The sequence below is a fragment of the Caulobacter sp. LARHSG274 genome, from assembly GCF_052871235.1.
This window is the reverse complement of record NZ_JBIXJO010000003.1, coordinates 345,166-364,882: the sequence shown is the minus strand read 5'-3', so window position 1 is coordinate 364,882 and position 19,717 is coordinate 345,166. Positions and strand designations below refer to the sequence as shown.

Below are 19,717 nucleotides of genomic sequence, written 5' to 3'. Positions count from 1 at the left end.
GATTCGGGCATAAGCGCGCCCTCACACGGCGGCCTGGGTCTTTCCCGAGTCGCCGTCTCTAATTTTCAAGCTCAGCGAGCAGAGTCACTTCGATGGCCGTTCCCAAAAGAAAAACTTCGCCTTCTCGCCGGAACATGCGCCGGTCGCACCACGCCCTGGGCGCCAATTCCTTCGTGGAAGACAAGGACTCGGGCGAACTGCGCCGTCCGCACCACGTCGACCTGAAGACCGGTCTGTACAACGGCAAGCAGATCCTGACGCCGAAGGAAGACTAGGTCTTCACCTTCGCTTCCGCCCCGGCGGGAGACGGCGACAGAGCCTGAAAGGCGGCGGTCCTCGGATCGCCGCCTTTTCGCTTTTTGGCGCAGCGACAAAACGCCTCCCCGGCCTCCGCCGACCTGGATTTCGACAGTGCGGTCGAAAAACCATGTTATCGTGACGGCAGGGAGATCCGCCCATGCTCACACGCCGAAACCTGACGGCGGGACTGGGATTGTCGCTGCTGGCCGGACAGGCCTGGGCTCGATCCACGACGCCCGCGCCGCCGCTGCAGGTCCTCCCACCGGCGTCTCCCGTCGCGCCCGCCGCCCCGGCCGAGCCGCCGACCGTCTATCTCGACACTGCGATGGACGCGGCCGACCGGATGACGGTCGAGGTGTTCGTCAACGAGCAGGGCCCCTTCAACTTCGTGATCGACACCGGCGCCGACCGCAGCGTGCTGTCGGCCCCGCTGGCCGCGCGCCTGGGGCTGGAACGCGGTTCCGACGTCATGCTGCACGGCATCGGCGGTTCGGCCCTGACGCCCACGGCCAAGGTGGCGCTGATCGCGACCGGCGACGCGCGGCTGAAGGACGCGCAGCTTCCGGTCCTGCCGACCGAACGGCTGGGCGTCGACGGCCTTCTGGGCGTCGACATGCTCGACAACCGCAACGTGGTGATGGACTTCCGCCGCCACCGGCTGGAGGTCCGCCGCAGCAGCCGGATGGAGCCGGCGTTCCAGGGCTCGCGGGAGGTCTCGGTGCTGGCCGACTCCCGCTTCGGGCGGCTGGCGATCGCCAACGCCCGGGTCAGCGGCGTGCGCTGCGTGGCCTTCATCGATTCAGGCTCCGGCAGCAGCATGGGCAACATGGCCCTGGCCGAGGCCATCAAGCTGCGCGTGCGGCGCAAGCCCGAGCCCAGCATGGCCATCCGCCTGATCGGCGCGGCCGGCGAGGCGACGCTGGGCGAGCTGCGGATCATCCGCTCGATCGAATTGGGCGCGGTGAAGATGACCAACCTGCCGCTGGTGATGGCCAACCTGCACATCTTCGACGTCTGGGCGCTGAACGACCGGCCGGCCGTGCTGCTGGGCGTCGACGTGCTGAAGATGTTCGCCCGGGTGGAGCTCGACTTCGGCGCCGATCAGGTGAAGTTCCGCCTGGGCAAGGCCTGGGCGCCGCCGGTCCTGCAGGCCTGAGGGGCGGTCTGAGGATCCGTTCGCAGAGGCGATCAGACCGCGGGCCGGTTGCGGTTGCGGGGCTGCGCGGCTAAGGGGAAGCGCCTTTTGAAAGGGAGCTCCCATGACCGAGATCGTCGACATCATCGCCCGCGAAATCCTCGACAGCCGCGGCAATCCGACGGTCGAGGTCGACGTCGTCCTCGAAGACGGCGCCTTTGGCCGCGCCGCGGTGCCGTCCGGCGCCTCGACCGGCGCCCACGAGGCGGTCGAAAAGCGCGACGGCGACAAGGGCCGCTACGGCGGCAAGGGCGTCAAGGCGGCGGTCGACGCGGTCAACGGCGAGATCTTCGACGCCCTGTCGGGGATCGACGCCGAGGACCAGCGCCGGATCGACAACCTGATGATCTCGCTGGACGGCACGGCCAACAAGAGCCGCCTGGGCGCCAACGCCATCCTGGGCGTGTCGCTGGCCGCCGCCAAGGCCGCCGCCGAGTCGGCCGGCCTGCCGCTCTACAAATATGTCGGCGGCGTCTCCGCCCGCGTCCTGCCGGTGCCGATGATGAACATCATCAACGGCGGGGCCCATGCCGACAACCCGATCGACATCCAGGAATTCATGATCCTGCCGACCGGCGCCCCGACCTTCGCCGAGGCCCTGCGGATGGGGGCCGAGATCTTCCACGGCCTAAAGAAGGCCCTGAAGGACGCCGGCCACAACACCAATGTCGGCGACGAGGGCGGCTTCGCCCCCAACCTCGGCTCGGCCGAGGACGCCCTGGCCTTCATCGTTAAGGCGGGCGAGGCGGCGGGCTACAGGTCGGGCGAGGACTTCGTGCTCGGCCTGGACGTGGCCGCCACCGAGTTCTTCAAGAACGGCAAGTACGAGCTGGAAGGCGAGGGCAAGAGCCTGGATCCCGCGCAGATGGTCGACTATCTGGCGGGCCTGGCCGGCAAGTTCCCGATCCTATCGATCGAGGACGGCATGTCGGAGGACGATTTCGAGGGCTGGAAGCTGCTGACCGACACCCTGGGCAAAAAGGTCCAGCTGGTCGGCGACGACCTGTTCGTCACCAACCCCAAGCGCCTGCAACTGGGCCTGGACAAGGGCCTGGCCAATTCGATCCTGGTTAAGGTCAACCAGATCGGCTCGCTGTCGGAGACCATCGACGCCGTCGACCTGGCCCACCGCGCTGCCTACACCAGCGTGATGAGCCACCGCTCGGGCGAGACCGAGGACTCGACCATCGCCGACCTGGCGGTGGCCCTGAACTGCGGACAGATCAAGACCGGCTCTCTGGCCCGCTCAGACCGGCTGGCCAAGTACAATCAGCTGCTGCGCATCGAGGAAGCCCTCGACGACCAGGCCGTCTATGCCGGCCGCGCGGTGCTCAAGGGCCGCTAGGCGGAACTCGTGTCTCGCCGTCCGGTCAGGACGGCGAGACGATTCCCGCAGGTCTCGCAGGCGGCTATTGCGCCGTCGTGGGCGGCGCGTCGTCCGTCAACCGTCCCACGGCGCGGACGTCGTCCAGCGACAGGTCGGCCTTCTTGACGACATAGGCGGTGGCGGCGACGAAGCGCTGATAGCTCTGGATGTCGGCGGGGTTGTCGGGGGTGAGGCCGGGACCGCCGAACAGCCGATTGTCCATGTAGCTGCCGTTTGCCGGTCGGACGGGCCGGCCGGGCAGGGGGACCTCGCCCATCACCAGGTCTCCGAGCTTGCCGCTGCGGGGCCGCCAGCCGCCGCCGTCCACCCGTTCCAGGCGCTCGGGCGCATAGGCCAGGGTCAGCAGCATAATCTGCATGGTCAGGCTGGCGGCCTTGTCGGCCTTGGTGTTCGATTCGCCTTCGATCCGGCCAAGCCCGAGCCCGAAGGTGATCCAGCGGTTGGAATCCTCCCACAGCGTCACGAAGGCGTTTCGGTCGAGGGGCACCCGCAGCCCGTCTCCGAAATCCATTTTGGGCGGCTTGCCCTTGATGACAGTCGGCTTGGGACCGTCGCCGGCGATGGAGCGCTCGCGCCGCGGCCGAGCCTCGCCTCCGTACGCCAGGGCGGGCGTCACGCCAGTGCTGGCGAGAGACAGGATGAAAGTGCGACGTCCGAACATGTGGTTCCCCCCTTTTTGGTTACCGCTAACATACCGCCGATATCGATCTTCCGCCAAGCCCTGCCTGGCGCCGGCCTGTGACGATTCGCGACGCGCTCGCCGTCGATCGCTCGATCCGGAGGCGCCGGCGCCTAGTCTTCACCAACAATTTTTCTAAAAGCCAAATTGACGACTCTCTCCGCCGCCGGGAGAAGCCTCATAAAACCTGCGTTTGGATGCTGCGACGCGGTATCTAGATGCCCTTGAAACCATCTCAAATGAAAGCATGGAGCGGCTGCTTTCGACATCTTGCCCCGACCCTCGCGAACCGCCCATTTAGTAAGGCGTTAAGCATGATCGGGCAGGCTGAACTTACCCTCCTGGGAATCGCTGATGTTCGCCCGACTGCAACCTTTCCTGCCGACCGCGGCGCTGCTTCTGCTGATCACCTACTTCGTGTTTCACGCCCTGACGGGGGAGCGCGGGCTGTTGTCGACCTCGCAGCGCAACGCGGATCTGGCCTCCAAGACGCTGGAGCTGAAGAAGATCCGCGCCGAAAGGATGGACCTGGAGGCCCGTGCTCGTCTATTACGCAGCGGCAGTTTGTCGGCGGATCTTCTGGAAGAGCGCGCGCGTTCGCTCCTGGGATACACCGACCCCAAGGACTATGTGATCCGCACGCCGCGCTAAGGCGTGGGTCGGCGCGATGCCTTGAGGAACTGCCGGGCGGGCTCAGGCGAACCTGATCCGTTTCGGGTTTGACAGCGGGCCCCCATCTACGCGGAACCGAGGTTCATTCGGCCGGTGGGCGTCCAGGAGTAGGCCGCGATGAAGATTGGCCAGGGAGAGTTGAATGGCGCGTACGCGCAAGGGTGAAGCCCCGGCGGAGAAGGCTGACGCTACCGGTGTCAACGCCTTCGTCAGCAAGGACGAGCTTCTGAAATTCTACCACGACATGCTGCTGATCCGCCGCTTCGAGGAGCGGGCCGGCCAGCTGTACGGCATGGGCCTGATCGGCGGCTTCTGTCACCTGTACATCGGCCAGGAAGCCATCGCCGTCGGCATGCAGTCGATCAAGGTCAAGGGCGACCAGATCATCACCGGCTACCGCGACCACGGCCACATGCTGGCCGCGGGCATGGACCCCAAGGAAGTCATGGCCGAGCTGACCGGCCGCGCGACGGGCTCGTCGCACGGCAAGGGCGGCTCGATGCACATGTTCGACGTCGAGACGGGTTTCTACGGCGGCCACGGCATCGTCGGCGCCCAGGTCTCGCTCGGCACCGGCCTGGCGCTGAACAACCACTACCGCGGCAACGGCAACGTCGCCTTCGCCTATTTCGGCGACGGCGCGGCCAATCAGGGCCAGGTCTATGAGAGCTTCAACATGGCCCAGCTGTGGAAGCTGCCGGTCGTGTACGTGATCGAGAACAACCAGTACGCCATGGGCACCAGCGTCGAGCGCTCGGCCTCGGAAACCGCCTTCCACAAGCGCGGGACCTCGTTCCGGATTCCGGGCGAGGAGGTCGACGGCATGGACGTGACGGCCGTCGCCGAGGCCGGCGCCCGCGCCGCCGAGCACGCCCGCAGCGGCCAGGGTCCGTTCATCCTTGAGATGAAGACCTATCGCTATCGCGGCCACTCGATGTCCGACCCGGCCAAGTACCGCACCAAGGACGAGGTCGACCAAGTCAAGCAGACCCGCGACCCGATCGACCACCTGAAGGAGCGCCTGGCCGCCATCGGCGTCACCGAGGACGACCTGAAGAGCGTCGACGGCGAGGTGAAGCGCATCGTCGCCGAAGCCGCCGAGTTCGCCCGCACCAGCCCCGAGCCGGATCCCTCCGAACTCTACACCGACGTATACCTGGAGGCCGCCCAGTGAGCGTGGACATCCTGATGCCCGCCCTCTCTCCGACCATGGAAGAAGGCACCCTGGCCAAGTGGCTGGTCAAGGAAGGCGACACCGTCAAGGCCGGCGACGTGATCGCCGAGATCGAGACCGACAAGGCGACCATGGAAGTGGAAGCGGTCGACGAGGGCGTCATCGAGGCCCTGCTGGTCGCCGCCGGGTCCGAGAACGTCAAGGTCAACACCCCGATCGCCAAGCTGAAGGGCGAGGGCGAGGCCGAACCCGCCGCCGCCCCGGCGCCGGTCGCCAAGCCGGCGGCCGATGAAGCCAAGTCGGGCGAGCCGGAAAAGGCTCCCATTCCGGCCGGCGTGCCCTCGGCGGCCTCGACCTTCGCCGACCCGGAAATTCCGGCCGGCACGCCGATGAAGAAGATCACCGTGCGCGACGCCCTGCGCGACGCCATGGCCGAGGAGATGCGCCGCGACGACCGCGTGTTCCTGATGGGCGAGGAAGTCGCCCAGTACCAGGGCGCCTACAAGGTGAGCCGCGACCTCCTGCAGGAGTTCGGCGACAAGCGCGTCATCGACACCCCGATCACCGAGCACGGCTTCGCCGGCCTCGGCGTCGGCGCGGCGATGGCGGGTCTTAAGCCGATCGTCGAATTCATGACCTGGAACTTCGCCATGCAGGCGATCGACCAGATCATCAATTCGGCCGCCAAGACGCTGTACATGTCGGGCGGCCAGATCAAGTCGTCGATCGTGTTCCGCGGCCCCAACGGCGCGGCCTCGCGGGTCGGCGCCCAGCACAGCCAGGACTACGCGGCCTGGTACGGCAACGTCCCCGGCCTGAAGGTCATCGCACCTTACGACGCGGCCGACGCCAAGGGCCTGATGAAGGCCGCGATCCGCGACCCGAACCCGATCGTCTTCCTCGAACACGAGATGATGTACGGCCACGAGTTCGACATCCCGGACGTCGAGGACTGGGTCGTGCCGATCGGCAAGGCCAAGGTCCGCCGCCCCGGCAAGGACGTCACCATCGCCACCTATTCGCGGATGGTCGGCTTCGCCCTGAACGCCGCCGAGGAACTCGCCAAGGACGGCATCGAGGCCGAGGTCGTCGACCTGCGCACCATCCGGCCGATGGACCACGACACCATCCTGGAAAGCGTCAAGAAGACCAACCGCCTGGTCACCGTCGAGGAAGGCTGGGGCCCAATGGGGGTCGGCGCCGAGATCGTCGCCCGCATCACCGAGTTCGGCTTCGATTACCTGGACGCCCCGCCGCTGCGGGTTCACCAGGAAGACGTGCCGCTGCCCTATGCGGCCAATCTCGAAGCCCTGTCGCTGCCCTCGGTCGCCAAGATCGTCAAGGCGGCCAAGGCGGTCTGCTACCGGTGATCGCCCGGCTCGCTCATCTAGGCCCAGGCCTGTGTGAGCGGGCGGGGAGGCGCGCATGACCCAGGCGCTCAACGGCTCCTGCCACTGCGGCGCGGTGCACGTGCAGCTCGATCCCGGCAAGCCGGTGGCCGAGCTGGCGCTGCGGGCCTGCCAGTGCTCGTTCCGCCGCCGGCAGGGGGCGCGGACCACCAGCGATCCGGACAGCCGGCTGCACATCACCGCCGCCCCGGGGGCGCTGATGCGCTACCGGTTCGGGCGGCGGGCGGTGGACTTCCTGATCTGCCGGGAATGCGCCGTCTACGTGGCGGCGATGATCGAAGACGGGGGGCTGGCCTACGCCACCCTCAACGTCGTAGGGACCGACCTGCCGGGTTTCGCTAAACGCGAGCCCGAACGGCTGGACTATCACGACGAAACGGACGAACAACGCCTTGCCCGTCGCAAGGCTAAATGGACGCCGACCGTTCTGGTCGAAGCCGTCCCGAACGCTTGAGGAAGAAGCTCAATGTCGATCGACATCCTGATGCCCGCCCTGTCGCCCACCATGGAGGAGGGGACCCTCGCCAAGTGGCACGTCAAGGTCGGCGACACCGTCAAGGCCGGCGACGTGATCGCCGAGATCGAAACCGACAAGGCCACGATGGAAGTCGAAGCCGTCGACGAAGGCGTCATCGAGGCCATCCTGGTCGAGGCCGGGACCGAGAACGTCAAGGTCAACGCCCCGATCGCCAAGCTGGCCGGGGAGGGCGAGAGCCCCGCCCCGCCGCCGGCCAAGCCCGCTCCGGCCGCTGAAGCGCCGAAGGCGGCGCCGGCTCCGGCTGCGCCCGTCCAAGCCGCCGGCGAGACCGCCGCCCCGGCCAAGCCCGCGCCCGCCGCTGCGCCGGCCGGCGACCGCGTGTTCGCCTCGCCCCTGGCCCGTCGCCTGGCCTCGGCCGCGAACCTGGATCTGAAGACGATCGCCGGCTCAGGCCCGCATGGCCGGGTGGTCAAGGCCGATGTCGAAGCCGCCGGCAAGGGCGCTGCGCCCAAGCCCGCCGCCGCGCCGGCTCCCGCCGCCGCCGCTGCTCCGGCCGCCGCCGCGCCCGCCAAAGCCCTGACCCTGGAGCAGATGGGCATCCCCCCCGGCTCCTACGACCTCGTGCCGCTGGACATGATGCGCAAGACCATCGCGCGCCGCCTGACTGAAAGCTTCCGCGACGTCCCGCACTTCCCGCTGACGATCGATCTGGAGATCGACGCCCTGCTGGCCGCCCGCGGCAAGATCAACCACCTGCTGGAAGGCCAGGGCGTCAAGGTCTCGGTCAACGACATCATCATCAAGGCCGCAGCCGTGGCCCTCAAGCGCGTGCCGGAGGCCAACGCCTCGTTCTCGCCCGAGGGCATCGCCATGCACAAGCATGCCGACATCGCCGTGGCCGTGGCCATCGACGGCGGCCTGATCACCCCGATCGTCCGCGCCGCCGAGACCAAGGGCCTGGCCCAGATCTCGGCCGAGGTGAAGGACCTGGCCGCCCGCGCCAAGGCCAAGAAGCTGAAGCCCGAGGAGTTCCAGGGCGGCACCTTCTCGGTCTCCAACCTCGGCATGTTCGGCATCAAGAGCTTCGCCTCGATCCTCAACCAGCCGCAGGGCGCGATCATGAGCGTCGGGGCCGGCGAGCAGCGGCCGGTGGTCAAGGACGGCCAGCTGGCCGTGGCCACGGTGATGACGGTGACCCTGACCTGCGACCACCGCGTGGTCGACGGCGCGGTCGGGGCCAAGTTCCTGGCCGCGTTCAAGCCGCTGATCGAAGAGCCTCTGACCCTGATCGTTTAAGTCGAACGGGAGGGCAGGGATGTCCGTCTATGACTATTCCGCCAAGACGCTGGACGGCCAGGACGCGAGCCTGGCCGACTATCGCGGCCAGGTGCTGCTGATCGTCAACACGGCCAGCAAGTGCGGCTTCACCCCGCAGTACGAGGGGCTGGAGACGCTGTACCGGGACTACAAGGACAAGGGCTTCACGGTCCTGGCCTTCCCCTGCAACCAGTTCGGGGCTCAGGAGCCCGGGAACGCCGAGGAGATCGCCAGCTTCTGCTCGCTGACCTATGACGTGACCTTCCCGGTCCTGGCCAAGATCGACGTCAACGGCCCGTCGGCCCATCCGCTCTATGCCTATCTGAAGCATGAACAGAAGGGTCTGCTGGGCACCGAAGCCATCAAGTGGAACTTCACCAAGTTCCTGATCGGCCGCGACGGCGAGGTAGTCGAACGCTTCGCTCCCACGACCAAGCCCGAAGACCTGAAACAGGCCGTCGAGGCGCTGCTGTAACGTTTTTTGAGTCCCATGGGATCGGCTTGCAGGCCGATCGATCGACGCCCGCCGGCTCCCCCCGAACGGCGTCCAAGCTAGGGTAAGAACACCATGTCCACGGAATTCGACGTCGTCGTCATCGGGGCCGGCCCCGGCGGTTATGTGGCCGCGATCCGCGCCAGCCAACTGGGCCTGAAGACGGCTATCGTCGAGCGGGAGAACCTCGGCGGCGTCTGCCTCAACTGGGGCTGCATCCCGACCAAGGCGCTGCTGAAGTCCGGCGAGATCTTCGAGCAGCTGTCGCACCTGGGGGGCTACGGCCTCTCGGTCGAGAAGCCGGCCTTCGACTTCGGCAAGATCATCGAGCGCTCGCGCGGCGTGGCCAAGCAGATGTCCTCGGGCATTGCCTTCCTGATGAAGAAGCACAAGATCGAGGTCGTCGAGGGCGAGGCCAAGCTCGAGAAGGGCAGCCCCTCGCCGAAGGTCGTCGTGGCCCTGAAGGCCGGCGGCGTCCGCGCCATCCAGGCCAAGAGCGTGATCCTGGCTAGCGGCGCCCGGGCTCGCGACATCCCGTCGATCGGCGCGGTCTCGGACGGCGACAAGATCTGGACCTACCGCGACGCCCTGGCCCCCAAGGCCATGCCCAAATCCCTGGTGGTGATCGGCTCGGGCGCCATCGGCATCGAGTTCGCCAGCTTCTACCGCGCCCTCGGCGCCGAGGTGACCGTGGTCGAGGCCGTGGACCGCATCATGCCGGTCGAGGACGCCGAGGTCTCCAAGGCCGCTCAGAAGGCGTTCGAGAAGCGCGGCATCACCTTCCGGATCGGCGCCAAGGTGACCAAGGTCGAGAAGACCAAGGACGGCGTTTCCGTGGCCGTCGAGGTCGGCGGCAAGGCCGAGACCCTGACCGCCGAGAAGTGCATCGTCGCCGTCGGCATTGCGCCTAATACCGAGGGCCTGGACGCCATCGGCCTGAACATGGACCGCGGCCACGTGGTCACCGGCAAGCACGGCGAGACCAACGTCCCCGGCCTCTACGCCATCGGCGACGCCGCCGGACCGCCCTGGCTGGCCCACAAGGCCAGCCACGAAGGCATCCATGCGGCCGAGCACATCGCCGGCTTCAAGACCCCCGCCGTCAACTCGCCGATCCCGGGCTGCACCTACGCCAATCCGCAGGTCGCCTCGGTGGGCCTGACCGAGGCCGCCGCCAAGGCCGCCGGCATCGAGGTCAAGGCCGGCCGCTTCCCGTTCAAGGTCAACGGCAAGGCCGTGGCCGCCGGCGAGACCGAGGGCTTCGTCAAGACGGTGTTCGACGGCAAGACGGGGGCCCTGATCGGCGCCCACATGATCGGGCACGAGGTCACCGAAATGATCCAGGGCTTCGTCACCGCCATCACCCTGGAAGCCACCGAGGAAGACCTGCACGGCGTCGTCTACGCCCACCCGACCATGTCGGAAGCCATGCACGAAGCCGCGCTCGACGCCTATGGACGCGTGCTGCACATCTAGGACCACGACGATCGAAACGAGAAGGGCGGCGCTCGGCAAGCGCCGCCTTTTTTGCTTGGTTTGGAAGGATTTACGGCCGCTTCCGCACCTGCGCGTCGAGGCTCCATAGGCCCGGACCGGCGAACACCAGGTACAGGAACACGAAGCAGTAGAGGATCGCCGCCTCGCCCTTGTTGACGGCGGGGTAGAAGCCCTGCGGCGCGTGGGCCAGGAAATAGGCGACCGCCATCTCGCCCGAGAGGATGAAGGCCGCCGGCCGGGTGAACAGGCCCAGGGCGATCAGCGCCCCGCCGACGATCTCCAGCCAGGCGGCGGCCAGCAGCATCGGCGGCAGGGGATCGGGCGCCCCGGGCTGCGGGATCGGGAAGTGGAAGACCTTCATCAGGCCGTGCTCCATGAAGAGCAGGGCGACCACGATCCGCAAGACGCTGAGCACCCGCGGCGCCCACACCGACAACTTGTCCATCCGTCGCTTCCTTGGCTGGGTCAGGCCGCTCCCATCAAGCGGCCCTGGCGTCCTGGTCGGCCATCCGCTGGATGGCGACATAGTCGGTCTTGCCGCTGCCCAGCACGGGCACTTCGGGGACCTTGAGGATCTTGCGCGGCACCGCCAGCTCGGGCGCGCCGATGCTTTGGGCATGGGCCACCAGCGAGGTGACGGCGGCGTCCTGGCGGTCGGTGACCAGGACCAGCTTCTCGCCCTTCTTCTTGTCGGGCATCGAGATCACCGCGTGGCGACCGTCGGGCCAGACGGCCGAGGCCAGGTCCTCGGCGGCGGTCAGCGACACCATCTCGCCGCCGATCTTGGCGAAGCGTTTGACCCGGCCCTTGATGGTGATCCACAGGTCGTCGGTCATGGTCACCACGTCGCCGGTGTCGTGCCAGCCGTCCTCGGGGGCGTCGACGCCGCCGTCCTCACGCAGATAGCCCGACATGATGTTGGGTCCGCGCACCAGCAGGCGGCCGCCGCCGGCGATGCCCTCGACGGGCTCGATCCGGTGCTCCTGACCGGGCAGCAGGCCGCCGACCGTGCCCCGCCGGTTGTCGTCGGGCTTGTTGACGGCGATGACCGGCGAGGCCTCGGTGGCGCCGTACCCCTCAAGCACCGGCACCGGGCCGAACCGCTCGGCGATGAGGTTGTGGGTCTCTTCCCGAACCTTTTCAGCGCCGCAGACGATGAACTTCAACCCCGCCAGCTCGTCGCTCTCCGAGGCTCGGGCGTACTGGTTGACGAAGGTGTCGGTGGCCAGCAACACCGAGGCGCCGGTGGCCTTCAGCAGTGCCGGGATCTGCTTGATGTGCAGGGGCGAGGGGTACTGGAACGCCTTCATGCCGGTCAGCAGCGGCAGGATCACCCCGCCGGTCAGGCCGAAGCAGTGGAACACCGGCAAGGGGTTGAAGAACACCCAGCCCGGGTCGAGGGCGATGTGGGCGGCGATCTGGGCGGCGTTGGACACCAGGTTGGCCTGGCTCAGCACCACGCCGCGCGGCGCGCCGAAGCTGCCGGAGGTGAACAGCACCACCCCCTTGTCCGACGGCTTGGCGGCATGACGGAAGCGGCGGGGAAAGACGCCGGCCGCGGCGGCGAACAGCTTGTCGCCCAGGCCGATCGTGGCCCGCACGTCCTCCAGATAGGTGATCTGCGCCTTGTCGGCGAGGGTGTCGACGACGTCGTGCAGCTTGCCCAGTTCGATGAACCGGTGGGCGGTCAGCACGCGCTTGACCCCGGCCAGCTCGCAGGCGGCCCGCAGGTTTCGCAGGCCGGCCGTGAAGTTCAGCATGGTCGGCACGCGGCCGAAGGCGTGCAGGGCGAAGAAGGTCACCACCGCGCCCGAACCGGACGGCAGCAGCACCCCGACATGCTCGCCCGGCCTGGTCATGGCGGCGATCTTGCGGCCCAGGGCGAAGCTGGCGCGGATCAGGTCGGTATAGCTGAGCGGATGGCGCTCCTGGTCTTCCAGGATCGGCTTCTTCGACCCGTACTTGTCGCGCGCGTCCAGCAGGGCGTCGAAAAGGGCCTTCTGGCCGTCCTGCGCGTTGAAAACGACCGGCATGCCGGCGAAACCTCCCAGAAGCGCCATGTCGCGCTGTCTTGATTGAAGCGGGAGCCTAGCGATCGAGCGTGGCTTTGCAAACACCGGTTACGCACGGGTAAGCGCGCCAGCCCTGCTAGAACGCGTCGGGGCCCTCGTCGTTCAAGGCCGGGCGGGCGGTCGGGTCCTGGCGTGCGCGCAGAGTGTCGGCCACCGCCTCCAGCCAGCGGTCCCGCACCGGATCGGCTTCCAGGTGCAGGGCGTGACGGGCGGTGGGAAAGGCGACCGCCGTACAGCGGGACAGGGCGGCGCAGACCGCCGTACGGGGCGGGGCCAGGGCTTTGACGTCTTCGCCGGCGTTGAGCATCAGCACCGGCGTGGCGACCCGTTTCAGGTCGCGCCCGATGGCGTCGACCGCATCATAGAAGGCCGCGTACCACGCCAGACTCGGCGCGCCCATCCGCAGGTCGGGATTGGCCAGGGCCCAGGCCGGCTGCACCGCGCCGCGGGTCCGGTCATGGGTCAGCCGGGCGCCGAACCCGTCGGGGCCGTCGCGCTTCCAGCCGCCCTGGCCGGGATAGCGCAGGAAGCCCAGCTTCAGGCCCCGCGCCCAGCGCGCCAGCCGGACGAACTGCGCCTTGGGCCGCGGCGGGTCGGCGATGTCGAAACTGGCGGACGACAGAATGGCGCCGTCGGCCTGCAGGCCCTCTTCCAAGGCCCGCAGCGCCACCAGGGCGCCGTCGCCCTGGCCCAGGACCACGAAGGGAACCCGGCCTGTCGGACGGATCACCGCCTTGGCCATGGCCTGGGTCGCGGCGACGTCGGGTGAAAAGCTGCCGGCATGGCCCAGGTCACGCCAATGGCTGGCCCGCTCAGAGCCGCCCTGGCCCTGGCGTTCCAGGATCCAGACGGTATAGCCGCGGGCGTTGAGGTCGCGGGCCGTCTCGAACCAGCCTTCGGCCGACTCGCCGTAGCCCGGCAGGATCAGGAGCTGGCCCCGCGGCGCACGGCGCGGGGCCGAGACGCCGTAGCGCTGCACCAGGCCGTCGCCGACCCTCACATAGCCCCAGGCCCAGCCTGCCGGCGGCTGGAAGCGCTCGGCCAGCGATGGCGGCGTCCGGCTGTCGGCGAAGGGCGCGCGGGCGGCCTCGTCGCTGCAGGCGACGAGCGGCAGGGCCAGCAGGACAGCAAGGAGGCGGCGACGCATTCGGGCCACTCATTTCGCGCCTTTACGCCACATGCAAGAACACAAGCTTGATCCGGAGGCCAAGAAGTCCGATCTAGGCCGTCATGGTCACCCTGATCGACACGCTGAACGGCCGCGCTCCTGAAGATCGCGTCGTCCGCCACCCTGAAAAGCAGAACCGCCCGGACACGCCGGTGCTGCGCAAGCCCGAATGGCTGCGCGTCCGCGCGCCGGGCTCGCCGGGCTATAACGAGACCCAGAGCATCGTCCGCGAGCACAAGCTGACCACGGTCTGCGAGGAAGCGGCCTGCCCGAACATCGGCGAGTGCTGGAGCCAGAAGCACGCGACCATGATGATCATGGGCGAGATCTGCACGCGGGCCTGCGCCTTCTGCAACGTCTCGACCGGGCTGCCCAACGCCCTGGACGCCGACGAGCCGCGCCGCGTGGCCGAGGCCGTCGCCAAGATGGGCCTCAAGCACGTGGTCATCACCTCGGTCGACCGCGACGATTTGGCCGACGGCGGGGCGCATCACTTCGCCGAGGTGGTGCTGGCCATCCGCGCCGCCGCGCCGGGCACGACCATCGAGATCCTGACCCCCGACTTCCTGCGCAAGGACCGGGCCGAGAACGTGGTCATCGACGCCCGACCGGACGTCTTCAACCACAATCTGGAGACCGTGCCGCGGCTCTATCTGAAGATCCGCCCCGGCGCCCGCTACTATCACTCCCTGCGCCTGCTCGAGCGGGTCAAGGAGCGCGACCCGACCCAGTTCACCAAGTCCGGCCTGATGGTCGGCCTGGGCGAGACCAAGGAAGAGGTCATGCAGGTGATGGACGACATGCGCAGCGCCGGCGTCGACTTCATCACGATCGGCCAGTATCTGCAGCCCACCCGCAAGCACGCCGCCATCGACCGCTTCGTCACGCCCGACGAGTTCAAGGCCTATGAGGCCATCGCCCGGGCCAAGGGTTTCCTGATGGTCTCGGCCAGCCCGCTGACCCGCTCGTCGCACCACGCCGGCGAGGACTTCGCCAAGCTGGCGGCGGCCCGCAAGGCCCTGGACGCGAAAGCGCGCTAGGCGGTGCACCGCCATGTCGTCACCCGGGTGCTGCCCTATGCGCCCGAGCAGCTGTTCACGCTGGTCGGCGACGTCGAGGCCTATCCGCAGTTCGTGCCGTGGATCACGGCCATGCGCACCTGGAACGGCCGGGTCGACGGCGCGGTCAGCACGGTCGACGCCGAGGCCCAGGTCGGGTTTTCGTTCCTGCGCGAGAAGTTCGCCACCCGGGTGCGGCGCGACGCGGCGGCCCTGACCGTGGACGTCAGCCTGCTCTACGGGCCGTTCAAGCGGTTGTCGAACCAGTGGAGGTTCCAGCCGCATGAGCTTGGAACCTCTGTGGAATTCGTCATCGATTTCGCGTTCAAGTCACGGGTGCTCGACGCCCTGCTGGCCGCCAATCTGGATCGGGCGGCGCACACGCTGATCGGCTGTTTCGAGGCCCGGGCGGCGGCGATCTACGGTACGCCGCCCACCTGACGGTGGATGACCTCAGGCCGCGTTGGCCGAGGCCGGCTCGTTCTCGGCGGCGGTGACCCGGTTGCGGCCGCCGCGCTTGGACGTGTAGAGCGCGGCGTCGGCGCGTTCCATCACCGAATGGCCGCTCTCGCCCGCCCGCCGCTCGGCGAAGCCCGACGAGATGGTGATCGCCCCCAGGTCCTCGTTGGTCGAACGCCGCTTGAGCATGCGCGACGACACCTCGACCCGGATCTCTTCCAGGGTGCCGGCGACGATGGCCGCCGATTCCCGCGGGAAGATCATCGCGAACTCCTCGCCGCCGTAGCGGGCGGCGAAGCGGGGCGGGGCGGCGACGCGGCCGATGACGCTGGCCACGTAACGGATGACCTGGTCGCCGGTCTGGTGGCCCCAGGTGTCGTTGAAGCCCTTGAAATGGTCGATGTCGAGTACCGCCAGGCAGATGCTCGTGCCCGCTTCGTCGGCCTCCGAGCAGGCGCGGTCGAGTTCCTCGTCGAAGGCCTTGCGATTGGCCAGGTTGGTGAGGCCGTCGGTGGTGGCGTCGCGGCGGACCTGCTCCAGGTGCTCGCGCAGGCGGTCGACCTCGGCGGTCGATTCCGCCAGACGGGTCTCCAGCGACTTGTTTTCCTTCTGAACCCGGCGCGTGGCCTCGGTCAGGCTGGCGACCACGGTCTTGATCTTGTTGACGTCGTCCGAACCGTCGAGGTCCTTGGAGGCGCCGGCCAGGGTCTTGCCATAGGCGGCGTTGGACTTGTGGGCGTCCTGGATGGCCTTGGAAACCGATTCCAGTTCCTTGCTCAGCAGGTCGCCGGCGTCGCGGATCTGTTCGTTCAGCTTGGCCTTGGGCAAATAGGTAGCGGCGAGTTCCTCGCTGAGCAGCTCGGTGAGCGGCTCGCCCAGCGAGATCAGGCGCGTCAGTTCACGGGCCAGGGCGCCGTCGGGATCGGCGACATAGTGGGTCCACAGCTCGAAGTTCAGCGCGGTCGGCCAGACCTGATGGCGCTCCATCAGGGCCAGGGCGCGTCCGGCGATCTTGTAGGCCTCGGGGCCGCGCAGCGTGGTTTCGACGTCCGACATTTCTCATCCCCCGACAGCGCGCACCGCATCGCCCACGGACGCGCTTGGAGCGATAATCTAGACCGAAGAGTTCAAACGAGCCGTTAAAGACGAACGGCGTTCGGCTGCCTGTTTGCCGCACCTCCTGCCGCTTGGTGCGCCGAGGCGGATTTGCCTCGCTGCGATTCCCGTGGTCGAAAGCCCGGATGGCCAGGACTCTTTCGCTGAGAATCGTCGATGAGACCATGACGATTCCGGCTGTGGACGCGGCGAGTCTCTCGCGGGCGGTCATCGAGCGGACGACGGCCCGTCTTGAACTGCCCGAAGACGACCGTAGCCGGACGGACGCCTTTCGGCTGGCCGGCCCGGCGTTGGAGCGTTGGGGTTTCCCACACGCGCCGCCGGCCCCGCGGCCGGTGTCCATCTGTCTGAGCCACGACGTGATCCATCTGCCGGGCTTCGGCGTCATCCTGGCGCAGGACGGATCTGTGGCGCAAGCCACCGCGGGGGTGATCGTGGGACACCGGCGCGATCTTTCGATCCTGCCCGGCGTGACGGAACTGGACGGCGATACGCGATTGGCCGTTCCGGAGGCGATCGAGACCGTTGATCGCGCGGCGGTTTTTCAGTCCTGGGGCGGGAGTTTCAACTATGGCCATTTCCTGCTCGACGCCCTGCCGTCGCTGGTGGCCTTGGACGAGCAGGGCCTGTTGCAACGCTTCGTGCCGATCGCGCCGCGCCTGAAACCCTGGCAACGCCGCCTGCTTGCGATGGCGACCGATGCGCCGGTTCGTGAGCTGAAGGCCCCTTTTGTGCGCCTCGGCTCGGCGGTGCACGCCACAAGCATGGACCATTTTCTGCACGGGCCCGGCGATCTGCTGGCGCGCACTCGGGCTCGGCTGCTGGCTGGCGCGCCGGAAGCCCGGCGCTCGGGACGGCGCCTCTACTTCTCGCGACGCTTCCATTCGATGCGGGTGATGATCAACGAGGCGGCCCTGGAAGCGGGTTTGCGGGCGCGCGGCTTCGAGATCGTCAAGCCAGAGCGACTGGAGGTCGCCGAGCAGATCCGGATGATGCGCGAGGCCGAGGTGGTGGTCGGGCCCACCGGCGCAGCCATGGCCAACGCGCTGTTCGCGCCGGCCGGCGCGCGAATCGTCGAGATCCAACCCGAGAATTTCGCCAGCCAGTGGGTCTGGGCCGCCAGCCGGCAGGCCGGCGCGGAATGGCGCGGCTATGTCTGCGCGTCGCCGATCGCGCCCGAATGCGTCGCCTGGCCTCACCGCATCCGGCGCGGCTTTCGATTCGGCTATGAGCCGCCGATCGACGACGTCCTGGCCTTCGTCGACGCGGCGCTCTAGCCGCGTCGAGTCCCGGCGAATTCAGTCTTCGGTGTCGCTGGCCGGGGCCAGGCGCGGCGGGGCGCGCATCAGGAAGGCCGGAGTTTCGTTGCCGAAGCCGACCACGCGGCGGTCGTCGTCGTCCTCGCGGCCGCGGACCGGCTGAACGCCGCGCACCGGCAGCGGGGCGCCGCGGACCGGACGCTCGGGTTCGATCGGCGCGGGGCGGGGCGCGCGTTCGGCTTCGACCCGCGGCGGTTCGCTACGCTCGGGGCGACGATCGCGATCGCGGCCGCTGCGTTCACGGCGGGCTGGACGCTCACTGTCGGCGCGTTCCGGACGCGGCGGGCGTTCGGTCTCGACCTGGGGCTGCTCGGCGACGGCTTCCTCCACGCGCGGCTGGCGGCCACGATCGCGCGACGAACCGCCGCGATCGCGGCGACCACGGTCGGCGACGACGGGAGCGGCGGCGACAGGCGCCTCGCTCTCGACGGTTTCGACGGCGGCGGGGGCCTGGTCGCCGCGCGGCTTGCGCGAGCGGGGCGGGCGCTTGGCCGGCTCTTCAGGGGTCGGAGCCGGGGCCGAGGCCGGGCCGGCGATGGCGGCCTCAAGGTTGGCCGCGCCCTGGGCCGAGGGTTCGGTGGGCTGGCGGTTGCGATCACGGTCACGGCCGCGTTCACCGCCGCGCGGGCCGCGATCACGGTCACGGCCGCCGCCGCGCTTGTCGCCCTCGCGACGCACGGTCACGGCGTTCGAATAGTCGAGGTCGAGCTTTTCTTCCTCAGGCGTCGAGCCGATCAGCTTGACCACCTTGTCGAAGCCCTTGTCGTCGCCCGGGGTCACCAGCATGTAGGTGATGCCCGAACGCCCGGCCCGGCCGGTGCGGCCGATGCGGTGGACGTAGTCGTCGGCGTGGTGCGGGACGTCGTAGTTGAAGACGTGGCTGACGGCCGGAATGTCCAGGCCGCGGGCGGCGACGTCGGAGGCCACCAGGATCTTCAGCGAACCATCGCGGAAGGCCGCCAGGGTCTTCATGCGCTGGCTCTGGTCGAGGTCGCCGTGGATGGCGGCGGCGTCGAAGCCGTGGCTCTTCAGCGACTTGGCGACGACGTCGACTTCGGTCTTGCGGTTGCAGAACACGATGCCGGTCTCGATCTTGGCCTTCTCGATCAGGGCCCGCAGCGCCAGGCGCTTGGCCTTGGGATCGGACGATGGGACCTTGACCATCAGCTGGGTGATGTTCTCGTTGGTCGTCGCCGGACGCGCCGCCTCGATCCGCACCGGATCGCGCAGGAACTGCTTGGTCAGGCGGGTGATTTCCGGCGGCATGGTCGCCGAGAAGAACAGGGTCTGCTTCTTGGGCGGCGTCATCTTGAAGATGCGCTCGATGTCCGGAATGAAGCCCATGTCCAGCATTCGGTCGGCTTCATCGACGACCAGGAACTGCACGCCGGTCATCAGCAGCTTGCCGCGCTCGAAATGGTCGAGCAGGCGGCCGGGGGTGGCGATCAGCACGTCGACGCCGCGGTCCAGCTTCTTTTCCTGGTCGCCGAACGAGACGCCGCCGATCAGCAGGGCCCAGGACAGCTTGGTGCCCTTGGCGTACTTCTCGAAGCTGGAGGCGACCTGGTCGGCCAGTTCGCGGGTCGGGGCGATGACCAGGGCGCGCGGCATGCGGGCCTTGGCGCGGCCGTTCATCAGCTTGTCGATCAGGGGCAGGGTGAAGGCGGCGGTCTTGCCGGTGCCCGTCTGGGCGATGCCCAGGACGTCCTGTCCGGCCAGGGCCACCGGGATGGCGGCGGCCTGGATGGGGGTGGCGGTCGTATAGCCGGTGTCGGCGACCGCCTGGAGGGTCGTGGGCGAAAGCCCGAGTTCGGAAAATTCTGTCATGTCACGCTGGTCTGAAGTCCAGAGCCGCCCGTGTTTGGGCGAACGGGCGGCGCGGATTCGCCAAGCCTGCTCCAGAAGCGGCGATAAATAGGCGCTG

At 68.3% G+C, this 19,717-nt stretch carries 18 protein-coding genes and 2 pseudogenes; 14 read left to right on the top strand and 6 right to left on the bottom strand.

Annotated elements, in window-relative coordinates; translation table 11 throughout:
• Nucleotides 1–92: 92 nt before the first annotated feature.
• The 3 genes from rpmF (at nt 93) to eno (ending at nt 2,840) form a co-directional block, all read left to right on the top strand.
• Nucleotides 93–275, top strand: coding sequence for a 50S ribosomal protein L32 (rpmF, locus tag ACIPQB_RS09955; protein ID WP_007671126.1), 183 nt, complete (start codon nt 93–95; stop codon nt 273–275).
• A 182-nt stretch (nt 276–457) separates the two neighbouring features.
• The gene (locus ACIPQB_RS09950; protein WP_446485061.1) at nt 458–1,456 is read left to right on the top strand and encodes an aspartyl protease family protein; all 999 of its coding nucleotides are present in this window, start codon (nt 458–460) and stop codon (nt 1,454–1,456) included.
• A 103-nt stretch (nt 1,457–1,559) separates the two neighbouring features.
• Nucleotides 1,560–2,840 (top strand): phosphopyruvate hydratase, encoded by a 1,281-nt coding sequence (gene eno, locus ACIPQB_RS09945; RefSeq protein ID WP_446485060.1) that lies wholly within the window; start codon nt 1,560–1,562, stop codon nt 2,838–2,840.
• Nucleotides 2,841–2,904: 64 nt separating this feature from the next.
• On the opposite strand, the gene ACIPQB_RS09940 is transcribed toward eno, so the two are convergent.
• Nucleotides 2,905–3,543 carry a hypothetical protein gene (locus tag ACIPQB_RS09940; protein ID WP_446485059.1) on the bottom strand — a complete coding sequence of 213 codons (639 nt, stop codon included), beginning with the start codon at nt 3,541–3,543 and terminating at the stop codon, nt 2,905–2,907.
• A 372-nt stretch (nt 3,544–3,915) separates the two neighbouring features.
• Here ACIPQB_RS09940 and ACIPQB_RS09935 point away from each other — a divergent pair, with 372 nt between their 5' ends.
• From ACIPQB_RS09935 to lpdA, 8 genes and pseudogenes are all read left to right on the top strand, one after another.
• A complete protein-coding gene (locus ACIPQB_RS09935) occupies nt 3,916–4,212 on the top strand; it encodes an FtsB family cell division protein (RefSeq protein WP_446485058.1) in 297 nt (98 codons plus the stop codon).
• A 163-nt stretch (nt 4,213–4,375) separates the two neighbouring features.
• Nucleotides 4,376–5,407, top strand: coding sequence for a pyruvate dehydrogenase (acetyl-transferring) E1 component subunit alpha (pdhA, locus tag ACIPQB_RS09930; RefSeq protein WP_446485057.1), 1,032 nt, complete (start codon nt 4,376–4,378; stop codon nt 5,405–5,407).
• Nucleotides 5,408–5,409: 2 nt separating this feature from the next.
• The gene (locus tag ACIPQB_RS09925) at nt 5,410–6,777 is read left to right on the top strand and encodes a pyruvate dehydrogenase complex E1 component subunit beta (RefSeq protein ID WP_446485113.1); all 1,368 of its coding nucleotides are present in this window, start codon (nt 5,410–5,412) and stop codon (nt 6,775–6,777) included.
• Nucleotides 6,778–6,832: 55 nt separating this feature from the next.
• Nucleotides 6,833–7,078 (top strand): annotated as a pseudogene (locus ACIPQB_RS09920) (GFA family protein); the annotation flags it as partial.
• 108 nt (nt 7,079–7,186) lie between these two features.
• Nucleotides 7,187–7,270 (top strand): annotated as a pseudogene (locus ACIPQB_RS09915) (aldehyde-activating protein); the annotation flags it as partial.
• Between the two features lie 12 nt (nt 7,271–7,282).
• Nucleotides 7,283–8,590 carry a pyruvate dehydrogenase complex dihydrolipoamide acetyltransferase gene (locus ACIPQB_RS09910; protein ID WP_446485056.1) on the top strand — a complete coding sequence of 436 codons (1,308 nt, stop codon included), beginning with the start codon at nt 7,283–7,285 and terminating at the stop codon, nt 8,588–8,590.
• Between the two features lie 19 nt (nt 8,591–8,609).
• The gene (locus ACIPQB_RS09905; protein ID WP_446485055.1) at nt 8,610–9,086 is read left to right on the top strand and encodes a glutathione peroxidase; all 477 of its coding nucleotides are present in this window, start codon (nt 8,610–8,612) and stop codon (nt 9,084–9,086) included.
• 93 nt (nt 9,087–9,179) lie between these two features.
• Nucleotides 9,180–10,580, top strand: a complete 1,401-nt coding sequence (lpdA, locus tag ACIPQB_RS09900; protein WP_446485054.1) for a dihydrolipoyl dehydrogenase — start codon at nt 9,180–9,182, stop codon at nt 10,578–10,580.
• Between the two features lie 70 nt (nt 10,581–10,650).
• Here the strand turns inward: lpdA and ACIPQB_RS09895 are convergent, their stop codons facing one another.
• The 3 genes from ACIPQB_RS09895 to ACIPQB_RS09885 all read right to left on the bottom strand — a co-directional run bounded on the left by ACIPQB_RS09895 (nt 10,651) and on the right by ACIPQB_RS09885 (nt 13,820).
• Nucleotides 10,651–11,046 (bottom strand): DoxX family protein, encoded by a 396-nt coding sequence (locus ACIPQB_RS09895; RefSeq protein WP_446485053.1) that lies wholly within the window; start codon nt 11,044–11,046, stop codon nt 10,651–10,653.
• Nucleotides 11,047–11,080: 34 nt separating this feature from the next.
• Nucleotides 11,081–12,634, bottom strand: a complete 1,554-nt coding sequence (locus tag ACIPQB_RS09890) for an AMP-binding protein (protein WP_446485112.1) — start codon at nt 12,632–12,634, stop codon at nt 11,081–11,083.
• A 115-nt stretch (nt 12,635–12,749) separates the two neighbouring features.
• Nucleotides 12,750–13,820 carry an alpha/beta fold hydrolase gene (locus ACIPQB_RS09885; RefSeq protein ID WP_446485052.1) on the bottom strand — a complete coding sequence of 357 codons (1,071 nt, stop codon included), beginning with the start codon at nt 13,818–13,820 and terminating at the stop codon, nt 12,750–12,752.
• Between the two features lie 83 nt (nt 13,821–13,903).
• Between ACIPQB_RS09885 and lipA the strand changes: the two genes are divergently transcribed.
• Together lipA and ACIPQB_RS09875 are read left to right on the top strand one after the other, a co-directional pair.
• Nucleotides 13,904–14,881, top strand: a complete 978-nt coding sequence (gene lipA / locus ACIPQB_RS09880; protein ID WP_446485051.1) for a lipoyl synthase — start codon at nt 13,904–13,906, stop codon at nt 14,879–14,881.
• A gap of 3 nt (nt 14,882–14,884) precedes the next feature.
• Complete coding sequence (locus tag ACIPQB_RS09875; RefSeq protein ID WP_446485050.1) at nt 14,885–15,340, top strand: type II toxin-antitoxin system RatA family toxin; 456 nt, start codon at nt 14,885–14,887, stop codon at nt 15,338–15,340.
• A gap of 12 nt (nt 15,341–15,352) precedes the next feature.
• On the opposite strand, the gene ACIPQB_RS09870 is transcribed toward ACIPQB_RS09875, so the two are convergent.
• A complete protein-coding gene (locus ACIPQB_RS09870) occupies nt 15,353–16,414 on the bottom strand; it encodes a diguanylate cyclase domain-containing protein (protein WP_446485049.1) in 1,062 nt (353 codons plus the stop codon).
• 185 nt (nt 16,415–16,599) lie between these two features.
• Here ACIPQB_RS09870 and ACIPQB_RS09865 point away from each other — a divergent pair, with 185 nt between their 5' ends.
• Complete coding sequence (locus ACIPQB_RS09865; RefSeq protein WP_446485048.1) at nt 16,600–17,751, top strand: glycosyltransferase family 61 protein; 1,152 nt, start codon at nt 16,600–16,602, stop codon at nt 17,749–17,751.
• 21 nt (nt 17,752–17,772) lie between these two features.
• Here ACIPQB_RS09865 and ACIPQB_RS09860 read toward each other — a convergent pair whose 3' ends face one another.
• A complete protein-coding gene (locus tag ACIPQB_RS09860) occupies nt 17,773–19,620 on the bottom strand; it encodes a DEAD/DEAH box helicase (protein WP_446485047.1) in 1,848 nt (615 codons plus the stop codon).
• Between the last annotated feature and the right edge of the window lie 97 nt (nt 19,621–19,717).